Source organism: Aquabacterium sp. (assembly GCF_016234775.1).
Classification (GTDB): domain Bacteria; phylum Pseudomonadota; class Gammaproteobacteria; order Burkholderiales; family Burkholderiaceae_C; genus Aquabacterium.
On the sequence record NZ_JACRAH010000028.1, the window covers coordinates 1 to 13,591 of the forward strand.

The 13,591-nt window shown below is 60.5% G+C and carries 13 protein-coding genes; 3 read left to right on the forward strand and 10 right to left on the reverse strand.

All coding sequences use genetic code 11. The annotated features are described in order from the left end of the window. Positions 1-188, reverse strand: a 188-nt coding sequence (locus HY836_RS08305) for a transposase domain-containing protein (RefSeq protein WP_290675377.1), incomplete at its 3' end; no start/stop codon positions are given. A gap of 115 nt (positions 189-303) precedes the next feature. Beyond that, a complete protein-coding gene (locus HY836_RS08310; RefSeq protein ID WP_290675379.1) occupies positions 304-1,719 on the reverse strand; it encodes a hypothetical protein in 1,416 nt (471 codons plus the stop codon). Positions 1,720-1,793: 74 nt separating this feature from the next. Between HY836_RS08310 and HY836_RS08315 the strand changes: the two genes are divergently transcribed. Beyond that, the gene (locus HY836_RS08315) at positions 1,794-1,976 is read left to right on the forward strand and encodes a hypothetical protein (RefSeq protein ID WP_290675381.1); all 183 of its coding nucleotides are present in this window, start codon (positions 1,794-1,796) and stop codon (positions 1,974-1,976) included. 391 nt (positions 1,977-2,367) lie between these two features. Here the strand turns inward: HY836_RS08315 and HY836_RS08320 are convergent, their stop codons facing one another. The 7 genes from HY836_RS08320 to HY836_RS08350 all read right to left on the reverse strand — a co-directional run bounded on the left by HY836_RS08320 (position 2,368) and on the right by HY836_RS08350 (position 11,190). Continuing rightward, positions 2,368-3,546 carry a glycosyltransferase gene (locus tag HY836_RS08320; protein WP_290675384.1) on the reverse strand — a complete coding sequence of 393 codons (1,179 nt, stop codon included), beginning with the start codon at positions 3,544-3,546 and terminating at the stop codon, positions 2,368-2,370. Positions 3,547-3,564: 18 nt separating this feature from the next. Then, positions 3,565-4,677, reverse strand: a complete 1,113-nt coding sequence (locus tag HY836_RS08325) for a glycosyltransferase (RefSeq protein WP_290675386.1) — start codon at positions 4,675-4,677, stop codon at positions 3,565-3,567. Positions 4,678-4,750: 73 nt separating this feature from the next. Next, positions 4,751-6,109, reverse strand: a complete 1,359-nt coding sequence (locus HY836_RS08330) for an O-antigen ligase (RefSeq protein WP_290675388.1) — start codon at positions 6,107-6,109, stop codon at positions 4,751-4,753. Next, on the reverse strand, positions 6,106-7,236 hold the full coding sequence (locus HY836_RS08335; protein ID WP_290675390.1) for an acyltransferase: 1,131 nt from the start codon (positions 7,234-7,236) through the stop codon (positions 6,106-6,108). Before HY836_RS08335 ends, HY836_RS08330 begins: the two co-directional genes overlap by 4 nt. 39 nt (positions 7,237-7,275) lie before the next feature. After that, positions 7,276-8,808 carry an oligosaccharide flippase family protein gene (locus HY836_RS08340; protein ID WP_290675391.1) on the reverse strand — a complete coding sequence of 511 codons (1,533 nt, stop codon included), beginning with the start codon at positions 8,806-8,808 and terminating at the stop codon, positions 7,276-7,278. A 7-nt stretch (positions 8,809-8,815) separates the two neighbouring features. Continuing rightward, a complete protein-coding gene (locus HY836_RS08345; protein WP_290675393.1) occupies positions 8,816-10,009 on the reverse strand; it encodes a glycosyltransferase family 2 protein in 1,194 nt (397 codons plus the stop codon). After that, positions 10,006-11,190, reverse strand: coding sequence for a hypothetical protein (locus tag HY836_RS08350; protein ID WP_290675395.1), 1,185 nt, complete (start codon positions 11,188-11,190; stop codon positions 10,006-10,008). The genes HY836_RS08345 and HY836_RS08350 overlap by 4 nt, the downstream gene beginning before the upstream one ends. Before the next feature lie 378 nt (positions 11,191-11,568). Between HY836_RS08350 and rraA the strand changes: the two genes are divergently transcribed. After that, positions 11,569-12,066 (forward strand): ribonuclease E activity regulator RraA, encoded by a 498-nt coding sequence (gene rraA, locus HY836_RS08355; protein ID WP_290675397.1) that lies wholly within the window; start codon positions 11,569-11,571, stop codon positions 12,064-12,066. Positions 12,067-12,085: 19 nt separating this feature from the next. Here rraA and serB read toward each other — a convergent pair whose 3' ends face one another. Then, the gene (gene serB / locus HY836_RS08360; RefSeq protein WP_290675399.1) at positions 12,086-12,784 is read right to left on the reverse strand and encodes a phosphoserine phosphatase SerB; all 699 of its coding nucleotides are present in this window, start codon (positions 12,782-12,784) and stop codon (positions 12,086-12,088) included. A gap of 105 nt (positions 12,785-12,889) precedes the next feature. Between serB and HY836_RS08365 the strand changes: the two genes are divergently transcribed. Next, a complete protein-coding gene (locus HY836_RS08365; RefSeq protein ID WP_290675401.1) occupies positions 12,890-13,588 on the forward strand; it encodes a TfoX/Sxy family DNA transformation protein in 699 nt (232 codons plus the stop codon). Positions 13,589-13,591 lie beyond the last annotated feature (3 nt).

The following is a 13,591-nucleotide window of genomic DNA, read 5'->3' on the forward strand; positions in this document are numbered from 1 at the left end:
AAGGCCAAGCCGATCACCAGCCAGACGGCATGGTCGGCAGGCAGCTTGCGGCGACGGATGGATGCTTTGCCTGTGGCGTTGAGCGCTTGCTCGATCCAGGCGGGATCAATCAATGACCCCAACTGGGCCACCCCATCAGCTAGCAAGGTCGCCAACGTCTCATTCAGCGCATCTTGAAGCAAGCCCATGAAATAAAAAGGGAACGTGAAACACGTTCCCTTTTTACAGCCTGTCAGATCACGCGAGGCTTAACTGACTGGCATTGGCCTTGTGGCGGGTTTTTTATTGCTCAGGCTGATTCGTTCAGGGAATCGCCTGGAAGGGTCTGACGATGGGTTCCGACCTGGGGCTCAGGTTGCGCGTCGTGACGGCAGGGTGCTGGGCTGCAGACAAGGATGCGAAGGGTGAGGTACTTGTTGTCAGGAAGTTGCTGCCAGCAAAGTCCACAAACCCTGGGTCAGCGCTCGATGCCGCCAATCCGCCCAGCCCGGTGCCATTGAACTTGGTGCCCACGGTCAGGACGCTGTCTAACGAAGCGACGTCCATCGAGTTGGTGAAGCGGTTGGTCCAGTTGGACTGGAAGTCGGCAACGCCTTGCCAGCGGAAGATGCTGATCGGTGCTGGCGTGGCGCCAACGGTGCGGCTGCTTGCGTGCAGCAGGTTGTTGCGGCCATAGACGGTGGTTGGTTTGGCGTTGATCATCGCGAACAACGGCACCGATTGAGTGGCGGAGTACGCACCACCGGCCCAATACCCCTCGTTGTTCACGGTGGAGATGACGCGGTTGTTGTAGAAGTGCAGGGCACCTTCTCGCACTTGATTGGTGTTGTAGATGCCATCGCCGTGGCCGATGATGCTTTCCACGTAGCCGCGTGTCACCAGAATATTGGAGTACACGAAGGCCGAGTTCACCAGCTTCTCGCCCCAGGCATCGACCTGAACGCGCTCGTAGTCTCTGTTGGACTCGGGGTCGCGCAGGGCAATCAGATTGGCGCCACCTTCAATGTAGTTGTAGCGGAATATGACGCCAGCAGAGCGATCCTTGATGTTGTCACCATTGGTGCCAGCGACAGGGGCGGCAAAGTAGTTGTATTCGTAGACGGTACCAATGCCTTCCGTGTAGGCGTTGTGCTCGTGGTAGCTGCCCACGTTGCTGTTGCCGCGGAAGTAGTTATGGCGGACCAGGAGGTTTCTGGTCTGACTGTAGGCCCCACCACCGGAGTTGGCAAAGAGTCCCAGGCCATTGTCAGCCAGTTCGCAATCGGTGACAGCGACCTGTTCGCCAACGGCGATGTAGATGCCGGCGGAGAACTTGTCCCAGGCTGCAACAGCACCTGACAGCTTGGTGACGGTTGATGGTGGGCGCGCATTGCGGATTTTCAGGCCGGTGATGTGCAGGTAGCCTGGGTTGTACGAGCCAGAGCGAGTGACCAGGGCTTGATCAGGCTTGGAGATGATGATCATGCCCTTCGAATCAGTCCAGCTGTTCGCGCCAGTGTTCTGGGGCATCACGGCGCCAGCGCCATCGAGAATGGGCAGCTCGCCATTGGGGCCAGGAATGCCCTTGATGGTGATCCACTTGTTGGCACGGCCACGCGACGTCAGCACCACGATGTCCTTGTACGGTGTGCTGCTGTAGAAGATGTTGACCTGATCGCATGGAATCAAGGTCAGCCAGGGCACGGCCTTCAGGCTGGTGTATGCCTTGCCGGGACCCACTTCAAAGACCTTGCCTTCGTTGGTGCCACACGCGCTGCGGCTGGGGTAAACAGCCTGGTAGTTCCAGTTGGTGGGTGTTTCAACAGCGAACCAGTCGGGTGCTGGACGGGACGCGGGGGCTGGTGCAGGTGCAGGTGCCGGAGCGGGGGCAGGTGCTGGTGCTGGTGCTGGTGCCGGTGCCGGTGCTGGAGCCGGTGCCGGTGCTGGTGCTGGTGCTGGTGCTGGTGCGGGGGCAGGTGCCGGTGTGGCATCCGTGACCGGGCCCGTGACTGTGCCCGTGACCACGCTTTGGCCAGTCAGTGGGGCTGGGGCCGCTGCCGTGTTACTGGGGGTGTCACCACCACCGCCACCGCCGCCGCCGCCGCCGCCGCCGCCGCAAGCGGCCAAGGCCAGTGTGCAGGACACTGCCATGGCGGTCATTGTGAAGTTCGTGAACAGGGGCGATTGAGTTGGCATGGGCACCTTCCAGTGCAGAAAAACATCTAAGAGGTCAGGACCGTCTGGTTTGATTTGCGTTTGCAGGCATCCCGCGATCCATGAGATTGATTCTCCAGGCGGGAAGCGTTTTCTTGTCGTTAATACGTCACGAACGGGCTGTAACGGCCAGTAAGATTTGGGATCAATTTGCTGAGGGTGTGAGTGCCTGCCTTAGCGAGGTATGTAACCGTGCGAATTCATCGTGGCGACACAAATTCCCAGTGTTTCCCCTGCCACGTCATCCCAGGTTCGTCCCATCCTGTGTGCGATGGCAGGACGGTCCCAAGTGGTGTCAAGTGCCTGGTCCAAGGCGAGTTGGAGTGCCTGGGCTTGTTTTGGGGGGCACAGTAGCCCGCAGTCTTCGTGCACAATTTCTGGTATGCCGCCCACTTGCGTCGCTACGACGGGGCAGCCACAGGCCAGGGCTTCCACAAGCACATTGGGGTAACCCTCGGTCCAGCTTGGCAGGGTCAGCAAGTTGGCTGCGTTGAGCCATTTGGCGATCTCGCCGGGCAGCAGGCCACCGGTAAGTTGCACGTGCGCCGTCAGATTACGCTGTTGAATCATCTGCTTGAGTTGGTCCTTGAAGGCGCCTTCGCCGATGATGACCAGTTTGGTTGACGGCTTGGTTTTTCTGAGCGCGTCCGTGGCTTCGATGAGTTCTCGCAGCCCCTTGGCTTCAATCAGGCGGCCCACATACACCATCAACATCGCGTCGGCAGGAACACCCAGCTCGGCACGGCATGTGGCGGTGTCTTGCGGGTAAAACACGCTGGTGTTAATGCCATTGACCACGGTGGCGCAGCGGTCTGGCTTCACGCCATATTCCTCGATGGCACGCTGGCGCATGTCTTGACTGACAAAGATGATGCGATCTGCGGCATGGAGGGTGCGGCGCGTCAGCCGTGCGTTGAGGCCGTGGCGATCGTTGATGTCCGTGCCGAGCGCACCCAGCACGGCCGGTAGCCCAAGTTGCCGGGCCGCATGCACGGCACCAGCGCCTTCCGGATAGACCCAGTATCCGATCACGATGTCTGGCGCAAATTGCCGTATGGGCTTGAGCAGGCGTTGGCCCGCCACCCAGCCATTGCTGACGCGAGAGACCAGCGGCAGTGCAGGGTAGTTGACGGTTTCGACATCGATGCCTGGCAAGCTGTGGCCCGTTTGAGCGACCGTCGCCGGGTGCAGGCCAGGCTTGAGCCAACTCGCTTGAGGGTACTGTGCCTGGGTCAGGAACACCTTGACGTCGGCGATGCGCGAGAGGGCTCGGGTGGTCTCGTAGATGAATCGTCCTCGGGTCATATCCTGAGGGACGGGCAGAATGGGGGTGACGACGGCGATTCGCTTCATGTCGATGGCTGTTTCCACTTACCGCAGTTGTTCATGGGCTTCGCCGTATAGCGAGGCGTATCGGGTTGTCAGTACATTCAGCGACGCGTTGGTTTGCGTCCAGGTTCTGGCCTGGCGAGCCAGTTGTGCCCTCAGTGCCTCATCGCCGACGAGGGCCATCAGCGCTTGCCGCAAGGCTTGTCCCTCTTGCAGATCAAAGAGCAGGCCCGTCTGGCCATGCTCGATGACCTCGATGTTGCCACCGACCTTGCTGGCCAATGAGGGCAGACCTGTGGCCATGGCTTCCAGCAGGGCAATGGAGACGCCTTCGGTGAGGGATGGCAGCGCAAAGATGTCCAGTGCTGGCAGCAGTTGCGCGACGTTCTCTCGCAGGCCCGCAAAGACAATGTGGTCAGCGACGCCGAGTTCGAACGCGAGCTTCTGCAAGGTGTCGCGTAAGGGGCCATCACCGATCAACACCAGCCTGGCGTCGGGGCGGGCGCGAAGCACGTCTGGCCAGAGCTTGATCAGTGTGGCGTGGTTTTTCAACTCAACCAGGCGCCCCACGCAGCCCACCACCAGGTCCTGACTGGCCAGGCCAAGCGCCTGACGGGCCCAGGATCGCTTGTCTGGTGTGATGACGAAATGATCGATGGGAACGGCATTGAGTACCGTGCAGGCTTTGCTTGCGGGAACGATGCCCGTGGACACAAAGCGCTCGAACACTTGTCTGCCGACCATGGCAATGCGCTGACTTCGGCCCACTGACCACTTGAACAAGGCGCGCAGTCGACGGTTGTTGAGCCGCGTACCCATGTCATGACAGGTCACCACTTGCGCTACTTTGGGCCGCAGGCCGATGAGCGCGATGGCTGCGTAATAGCTGGGGACAAAGTTGTGTGCGTGTACGGTCCGTATGCCCGTGGACTTCAGGGTGTGGCGCAGCAGTTTGAGAACCTGCATGTCCAGGGTGCCCTGTTTGTGACCCACGATGACCGGTACGCCGGCATCTTCAAGGCATTGACGATAGCCCTGCGTGTCGTTGATGCTGAACACGGCCACGTTCCAGCCCGCCTGATGCTGCGCAATGGCTAGATCGTTGACGAGGCGCTCCAGCCCGCCACGCTCCAGCGAGTCGACAACGTGGAGCACAGAGGGCGGAGGAGTGTGGGCGGGCGTGGGCAAGGCAGTGCTCGGGGGCATGTTGAACAATGTTGGCGTGTGCTCAGACGCTGCGACCAACCGTCATGGTCTTGATCATGACGATGCCCCAGATCGCCATGATGGAGATGAACATCATCAGCACTGTGCGGCCTCGCCACAGCATGGGCGCAGCCAGTTCTTTGGCTGCAGGTGTGTTGCTGACCTGCATTTTGCCGGCATGCCAGACACCCAGGCAGAAGATGAGCAGGATAAACAGCGGTGGCTCGAAGGCCCGCGACAGGAACATGCCACAGGTAAAAAAGCCAAAAATCGATGTGCGCAAGCGGATCAGCCAGGTGTGCTCGTCCGCATTGGCCGGCACGAGCTTGATGGCCTGCGAGAGCTGCTTGAAGGTGAGGATGATCAACCCCAGCCAGATCCAGTAGCCCACGAAGCCGATCTCACCGAAGGTCACGACCAGGATGTTGTGGGCTGTGTGGGAGTGGTGCTCGGAGAAGCGTTGGTACCCAACGCCCAGGATGGGGTAGTTGCGGAGCATGACCAGCCCCTCGCTCCAGGCGTCAATGCGCCCGCCGGCAGACTCTTCATTGGCGGAGTAGGCTCGCCCGCCGGTGAAGTTGAAGGCCATGGCCCCCATGGCCATGGTGCCCAGCAGCAGCCCTGTCTTGAGGGTGCCCAGGCGTTCCTTGATATTGAAGAAGAACAGGGCAGCCAGGCCCAGCAGGGAGCCGCGCGAGTGGGTCAAGAAAATCGTGTAAAGCAAGATGCCCGCGGGCAGCCCCAGAAACAGCAGGTTTCGAAGGTGTCGTCTGGCTTGATAGAAGGCAAACAGCACGGGCATGAAGCACACGATGGTTTGCGCAAAATCATTGGGGTCAGCCAGGAATCCCACGCTGCGCACGCGCCACAGATAGCGGCCGCTGGTGTCCAGCGCAGGTATTTCATTGACATCCATGGCGGCCAGTTCGGCCGAGTCATCCGAGCCATGCTGCTTGAGGATGAGCACGTCTTTCATGAAGCCGGTGTGGAAACAGGCAATGCTCATGCAACTGAGCACGACAAGGCTGGCCACGATGACAGCCCCTGTGATCTTCACGCGCTTGAGACTGGTCAGATTCAGGCCGGATATCAGGAAGAGCAGTACGGTGGGCAGGAAGGAGACGAGCGAGTTCATGCCGTTCCCGAAGCCCTCCACCATGGTGACTGACATCGTGACTGCGAGCAGCAGCGCCCATATCAAGCGGATATGTTGACCCGTCAGGATGCCGCCCCCTGCTTTTCGGGTGGTGACCAGGGACATGACCAGGACGATCATGAGCAGAATGAGCATGGGCCGATAGACCGCGAGTTCGGGGGCGAACAGGTCGAAGGGGCGCAGGTAGCTCAGCGCCATCAGCAACAGATACAGCTTGAAGGTCATGCCGTTGATCGGTTGGGCTCAGGCGTCGGGTGGAGCTTCTCCCTCAGCTTGAGGAAGGGCTTTTCAATCAGGCGATACGATAACCAGGCAGCCACGAAGCTCAGCAGGAGATTGAGCGGAAAGCCGGTCAGCCAATGATCCAGGTGGAAGTACAGGAAGGGCTCTTGCCACAGGTAGAGCGAGTAGCTCATCGTACCAACCCACACCATGGGCCGCCAGTTGAGGATCTGGCCGGCCCAGGTGTTCGGGCTGCGGATGACGTGCTGCAGCACGATGATGATGCCCAGATTGCTGAAGACCTGACCCACGATGTAGGCGAATGGCCGAGAGACCAGTGCGGAGCCATAGCCCATGGCAAGTAAGCCCGCACCGACCATCAGCGGGAGCAGCGGGTGCATCAAGAAGCGCAGGGCGAGCCTTGATTGGCCGATTTGCTGGTGTAGCAAAGCGGCCAGGCAGCCAGTGGCCAGCGCGTCGGCAATGGCCTGAAATTCGCGGTTCATGGCGATCTCTGGTGCATCCCCCCATGTGTACATGGCCGCACGGATGACCGGGCAGGCCAGCATGGCAGCGACGCAGGCCCAGCGCCCGTGAGCCTTGCCGAGATACAGCAGGACGAATGGCCAGAGCAGGTAGAACTGCTCTTCCACCGACAGTGACCACAAATGGTTGTAGTACCAGTTGTAGTCGTGGTTGTAATTGGCGGTGAAGGTCAGCGCGTGGAGCAAGTCGGGGAGGGCGCTTTCAGCCGTGGTCTTGGTGGCGATATGAAAGCTCAAATCTATCCAGCCCGCCAGGTGGCAAGCCCAGATCACACCGATGTACACCAGGGCAGCGGGAAGGATGCGATACGCGCGACGGATGTAGAAGTGCCGCAGGTTGATCTGGCCGTGGCGCGCATGTTCACGCATCAGCAGCGAGGTGATCAGAAAGCCTGAGATCAAAAAGAAGAAGCGCACCCCGATGTTGCCCAAGGAGGTGATGATGGGGCGGTCCATCCATGCGGGCGCGCCGTGTGTGGCAGCAACATGTCCGATCAGAACCAGTGCGACCGAGAATGCTCTGAGGCCATCCAGGGACGGAATGTGCGAAGCCAGTTTGGTGCCGGATGCGGACTGCACGCTCATGATGATGGCTACTGTTTCTTGGTAGGTTGGTGGACGGCGTTAGCGTGCCAGACGCAGCACATGCTGGACCCACCCCAGATAGCGTGGGCGTCGCTGCGCCATGCTGGCAACGTACGCCAGCTCGTCGGCATGCCACACCTTGACGGACAGGCTGATCAGCACGAATGCCACACCGTAGATGATGCCTGGCACCCAGCGCTGCACCACGCCTTCGGTGAACAGATATATCAAGGTGGCGGGCACGATAGCCAGACCGGCGGCCAGGTACTGTCGAGCGAGTTCCAGCCAGGGAATGCTCAGGCCCGTATACAACTTGATGCCCACGACGATCACGGCATACGACAGCACGCCTGATATGGTGGACGCCAATGCGGCCCCGATCAGGCCATAGTGCGGGATCAAGACGACGGCCATGATGGCCGAGATGAGGAAGGAGAGCACCGATACCCCGACGCGAAAGCGCTGGTTGTCGCTGTTGGTCAGGATGGCGGACGCGGCGCCGTTGATCATCAGGACGCCGGCCGTCAGCAGGAAAATGCGCAGCACGGGAATGGCCGGGGTGTAGCGTTCGCCATACATCAATGTGACCAGTGCCTCCGACCAGAAGCAGCCGCCACCGGCAAGGAGTAAACCGACGAATTGGTAGTAGCGGGTGGCGTTTTCAAAGATGCGTCGCACTTGCGTCGGATCACCGCTGCCAAAGGCGTAGCCCATGAGCGGCATGATGACGGTGGCCAGCCCGGCTACAAGCAATTCGATGCCGCCACGGGACAGGCCCATGGCAACGGCGAGATAGCCCATGTCGGCGTCACCCAGCCAACGGTTGGTCAGCAGGATTTCAACTGTGCGGGCGCCGGCTGCGCTGATCAGGGCCAGCAGGATGGTCCACCACAGGTGGGGTTTCAACTTGTCGAGCACCGTCGGCTCGGGCATCTTGTCGCTGGCCTTGATGGCGTGCTTGCGCAGCAGCCAGACCGAGCAGGCCCAGTACATGATGCTGGTGCATGCGAAGGCAAGCAGGTAGCCCATGAGCGGAGCGCCCGACAGGTAGAGCAGCAGCACGAGGACGGCGCTGAACATCGTGGATACGACGTTGGTGATGCCCTCGATGTTGAATGCCCCATAGCCCTTGGCCATGGCCGTATTGAACAGGGACCAGGCCTTGAACCCGAATGACACGATGACCAGGCCCAGGAGTGCGCCCATGTGGCCGTCCCAGCCTGCAGGCTTGGCCAGCGGCACAAAGATGCAGGCGGCCAGCACGGTCAGTAGCAGGGACAGCTTTTGCCAGCGCCCCAGCCAGCCATGCACTTGCGAGGCCAGATCGCGGTCGCCGCGCCCCATGCTTTCCGATATGAACTTGATGCCGGTGCCGGTCAGGCCGTGATTGCCCAGCATGATCAGCATGCCGGCGAGCCAGACGACATAGGCATATTGCCCGTAAGCTGAAGGGCCCAGGTGGCGCGCGATCAGGACGCTCAACAGCAGGCCTAACGCGTAGGTGATGTAAGCGGACGCTGTGGCGAATACGGCAGCCTTGAGAACGGCCACGCGGCCGAAAGCTTCTTTCATGGCGCGCTTACCTTGCCGTGCGACGCCAGGTGCCGCGTTGTGTGCCTTTCATGTATCGCAGGGATGCAATCAGAAAGGCCCAGTTCAGCGCAAAGAAGAAGGTCGGGAGTTTGGCCGGCCCGGGAACGGTTTCTCCGCGGGCGCTTCGCCGATATAGCGCGCCCACGATGGCATAGGTGGCAATTTGCAGACCTGCCATCACTTGCCAGCATGTACTTTGCGGGGCCAGGCCGATGGAGATCAGCAAGGCCAGCAGCAGCAGATGGGGGGTCACCCAGCGCAGCACTTTGTGCGAGAGGTAGGTGAAGCGCGTGGCCGGATTCGTTTTCAGCAGGAACTCGGGGTGATCAAACAAGGCTTGAAAGTTGCCGACGCCTATACGCAATCGGCGGTGATACTCTTCGCTGATGTCATCGGGCGTGTCTTCTTCAGCCCAGGCGGAGGGGTCATAGACCAGGCGGTGGCCGGTAACGGGCACGTGCATGCCAATGCAGAAGTCGTCACAGATTTCCTGCGGCCTCAAGGCTGGCCACAAAGGTCTGCGAATCGCGTAGATGGCCCCGTTGGCGCCGAGCAGCCCACCAATACGGCCCTCGAAAAACTTCAAGGCTTGTTCGATGCGCCAGTAGAGGCTGTCCTGATTCTGACCCTTGTTGCCACGCAGGCGCAATTCACCGGTCACGCCACCGACTTGAGGATCGGCGAACCACCGGACAAGTCGGCGAATGGCCTGAGGATCGAAAAACGTGTTGGCATCCGAGAAGACGACCAAAGGCTCTGTCACGCGATCACGCAGGTCGTTGAGGACGGATGCCTTGCCTCGATTCACCTCAAACAGGTGAAGATGCAGGCGCTCGTCGGTGAACTGCCTGAGGATGTCGGCTGTGCGGTCTTTGCTGCCATCTGATCCGATATAGATGCGCAGCCTGTCTGGCGGGTAGTCCTGGTCCAGCAGGTTCTTGACCCGGTCTGCAATATGTCGCTCCTCGTTGTAGGCAGCGATCACCACCGCGACAGCAGGCAAGTCGGTCACGTTGGCGACCCGGCGATCGTCCTTGCGGGCGATGTAGCGCAGGTCGCGCATCAATTGGCCCCATGCGGACCACAGGCCGAGCACGACAGGGTAGCCGGCGTAGGTGTACACCACCAGCGCCCAGCACGCCACTGCCAAGAGGGCCAGAGCGTCCATCAAAGCGCTCATGACCTCGCTCGGGGGGCGTAGTTCGGACGGGGGATCAGGTGATCTCGGTATTGGTTGGGGTCACCTGTCAGGCCGGCTTCGGCAGCCTTGATGATGTTGTAGGTTTCCCTCGCGCTGACGTAGTGCAGCTTCCAGTCCTTGCCGCAGTTGTACTTTTCTTCGAGGTAGGTGAAGGTGTCGTCCATGTCCGGGCCGAGCAAGGCGGGCATATCGACTTCCTGGGTGCCGTGGGTATGGATCTTGACGAAGATCCACTCTGGTCGACCCTTGACGTGGATACCTGTTTCGACCCACAGGTCCACCCGTTGGCGACTAGGTGGGTTGACGGCGCGGATATCGCTGTTTTCAATGCGGGGAATCAAGCCCAGCTTGCGATTGCGCATGTCGAATCCAAGAGGGCCCTGGATGATCATCAGGTCGCCGCTGGGTGGCGTGCCAACTCGCACGGGGATGCCGTGGTCATGTGACTTGGGGCAGACGGGATCGTCCTTTGCGTAATAAATCTGATTGATGGTGGTGGTCTGGCACGGGTTGGGTGCCGCTGGCAAGGTGTAGTCGGCGTAGCAGCCTTCTTCTCGCAAGATGATCAATTCATTGTTGACGCCACAACCAAAACCGGTTGGGTGCGCATTATCCAGGGCCCAGTTGCCGTGGATGAAGGCCCAGCGTGCTTGCCCGGTGACGGGGTCAACAGGCAAGGCGTCATGTTCATCAATCAGGATTTTCGTAAAGCGACGAAGTTTCTCCCGCAAACCTGCTTCGGTGTCATTGTCGTGATGCAGGTGAATCTCGATTTCGCCCAATTGTTCTCGGCACAGGTCAACGAGGTCATCGAGGTGTTCGGTGCGGTACTCCTCTTCGGGGTAGAAGAAGGTGTGGACAGGCGGGCGGCCATCGGCATCCCGGTGTTTGGCGCACAGGCGTGGGTACTCGACTTTCCAGCGCAGCACTCGCTCGCGCTCAACGTCGTAACTGGGTCGTGACCACGCCGGTTCGTAGTGATCAACGAAGCAGAACATGAGGTGGCGCAAGGTGTTTTCAGGTGGCGCTTCACGCCAATCCTGACGCCGCCACGAACGGAACCAGATGTCAATGTGGCGAGTGCGCACTTCCCGGGCGATGATGATCCCGATGCCGAGAAATAACAGCGCAACGAGCAACAATCCCCAAACAATGTACATGGCGAACCGCGATTAACTGCCGACCAACCCTGGATTGCCCGGATTCTGCCGTTTGAATATGTGGGCTGAGTTATGGCTGCCTTTGTGATGAAAGGTCGCCCCTCGCCCATTGGCTAGCGCGGATCATAGCGGAGTTTGTCGGAAGGCAGGCGCGTGGTTTTTCATTTTCACTGCGCAAATCGGGGGGCTTGATGGGCCGACCCGGACATTTTTCCCTGGCCAGGGGTAAGCGGCGCAGGGCGGTGCACGGGACTCGCTGTTCACCCCCTCGTCCGCGCTCGGTTGAGCCAGATTCCGTTCGGAAGCCGTGTCGTTGTCCATGAAAGTCCCGCACAATTCCGTTCGGGTTTATTTTTCATGTTTTGACGGAGATTTGGCGTGAGCAACAGCTTTGCAACTTGCGACCTGTGCGACGAGCACAAGAATGACAGCGATGGCGCATTCCGCGTGCTGCCGCCCGTGTTCAAGGACTACGGCAAGCGCATCAAGTTTTCAGGTCAGGTGGCCACGGTGAAGTGTTTCGAGGACAACACACTGGTGAAGGCTGCTGTTGATTCTCCCGGCCTGGGGCGAGTGCTGGTGGTGGACGGCGGCGCTTCGGTGCGTCGCGCGCTGGTCGGCGGTAACCTCGGCAAGGCCGCAGCGAAGAATGGCTGGGCTGGCGTGATCGTGGATGGTTGCGTCCGTGATTCCGCCGAGTTGGCCGAGTGCGATGTGGGCATCCGTGCGCTGGGCCTGATGCCCTTGCCCACCGAAAAACGCAACGAAGGTCAGAAAGACATCGCTGTGCAGATCCAGGGCGTCTGGGTGCGCCCCGGTGACTGGCTGTATGCCGACGAGGATGGCATCGTCATCATGGACAAGCCCAAGGCCTGATCCAGTTCGAGGAGGTCCTTCAGCGAACGACCTCCAGCACGCGATCCAGTCCACCTTCGTTGATGGCGATCATGGCTTGTTCGCGTACCTTGGGCTTGGCGTGGTAGGCCACGCTCAGGCCCGAGACCCCCATCATCAACAGGTCGTTGGCGCCGTCGCCCACGGCAATGGATTGCCTGGGGTCGCAGCCGATGCGGGTGCACAGTGCCAGCAGGTGCTGCTTCTTGGCCTCACCGTCAACGATGTCGCCCAGCACCTCACCTGTCAGCAGGCCGCCTTCGATGGCCAGGGTGTTGGAGTGGGCCTCGTGCATGCCCAGGCGCTCCTTGACGCGGTCTGCGAAGAAGGTGAAGCCGCCGGAGACCAGCAGGGTCTGCAGGCCGGCGGCCTTGGCAGCGTTGATCAGCTCTGGCGCGCCCGGGTTGATCTTCAGGCGCTGCGTGTAGACCTCTTGCAGGGCTTCAGCCGGCACGCCCTTGAGCAGGGCCACGCGGCGGCGCAGGCTGTCCTTGAAATCCGTGATTTCGCCTCGCATCGCCGCTTCGGTGATGGCGGCCACTTCGGCCTTCTTGCCCACGGCATCGGCGATTTCATCGATGCACTCGATGCTGATGAGCGTGGAGTCCATGTCGAAGGCGATGGCCTTGAAAGACGACAGGCTCAGGGCAGGCGTGAAACCTTGGATGACGAGGCCGGGGGCGAATTCTGTGGCGGACATGGCGTTAGGGTCTGGCGCGAGCAGTGTGTCGCAGGGCTGGCAAAAAGGCGTGATGGGGAAAGGCGTGATTATCCCCGCCTTGCGGTGCGCGCGTATGCTGGCGACATGTCTGGCGCCAGTTCTTCCATTCGCAAACAGGAATTTGCCAACTTCATCGTGGAGTTGATGGCTGGCTGGGCGCCGGTTCAGGCCCGGCGCATGTTTGGTGGCTTCGGGGTCTACAGGGACGGGTTGATGTTCGCGATCCTGATCGAGGACACCCTGTATCTCAAGGTGGACGACGAGTCCGAGCCTCTGTTTGCGCAGCGCGGCCTGGCGCGTTTCAGTTATGAATCCAAGGGGCGCACGGCCTCCTTGCGCTACTGCGAGGCGCCGCCCGAGGCTTATGACGAGCCCGCGCACATGGCGACCTGGGCCAGGCTGGCTTACGACTGTGCGGTGCGGCAGCAAAACAGGAAGAAGCCGGCTTCGCGGGCGAGAAAGTCTGTACGGCTTGATACGCCCGTCACGCCTGAAGCTCAGGCTGCCGGTGTGGTCGGTTCGTCCGTTTCCATGATGAGAAACCTCGGGCCCAAGAGCCAGGAGATGCTGGCCAAGGTCGGTATCGTGCACGACGAGGATTTGCGACGCCTGGGTGCCGTGGTGGCCTATGCCCGAACCAAGGCTGTTTGCCCCCAGGCCAGCCTGAACCTGCTGTGGGCCCTGGAGGGTGCATTGACCGATCGGGACTGGAAAGTGGTGGCCGATACGGAGCGTGCGAGTTTATTGATGGCGCTGGAGGACGTGCGGCGGCACATGCTTTGAGAT

What these genes read in the sequence shown, in the direction of transcription:
- HY836_RS08320 (WP_290675384.1), bottom strand. Translation starts at nt 3,546, where the DNA reads ATGAAGCGAATCGCCGTCGTCACCCCCATTCTGCCCGTCCCTCAGGAT.
- HY836_RS08330 (WP_290675388.1), bottom strand. Translation starts at nt 6,109, where the DNA reads ATGACCTTCAAGCTGTATCTGTTGCTGATGGCGCTGAGCTACCTGCGC.
- HY836_RS08335 (WP_290675390.1), bottom strand. Translation starts at nt 7,236, where the DNA reads ATGAGCGTGCAGTCCGCATCCGGCACCAAACTGGCTTCGCACATTCCG.
- HY836_RS08340 (WP_290675391.1), bottom strand. Translation starts at nt 8,808, where the DNA reads ATGAAAGAAGCTTTCGGCCGCGTGGCCGTTCTCAAGGCTGCCGTATTC.
- HY836_RS08345 (WP_290675393.1), bottom strand. Translation starts at nt 10,009, where the DNA reads ATGAGCGCTTTGATGGACGCTCTGGCCCTCTTGGCAGTGGCGTGCTGG.
- HY836_RS08350 (WP_290675395.1), bottom strand. Translation starts at nt 11,190, where the DNA reads ATGTACATTGTTTGGGGATTGTTGCTCGTTGCGCTGTTATTTCTCGGC.
- serB (WP_290675399.1), bottom strand. Translation starts at nt 12,784, where the DNA reads ATGTCCGCCACAGAATTCGCCCCCGGCCTCGTCATCCAAGGTTTCACG.
- HY836_RS08365 (WP_290675401.1), top strand. Translation starts at nt 12,890, where the DNA reads ATGTCTGGCGCCAGTTCTTCCATTCGCAAACAGGAATTTGCCAACTTC.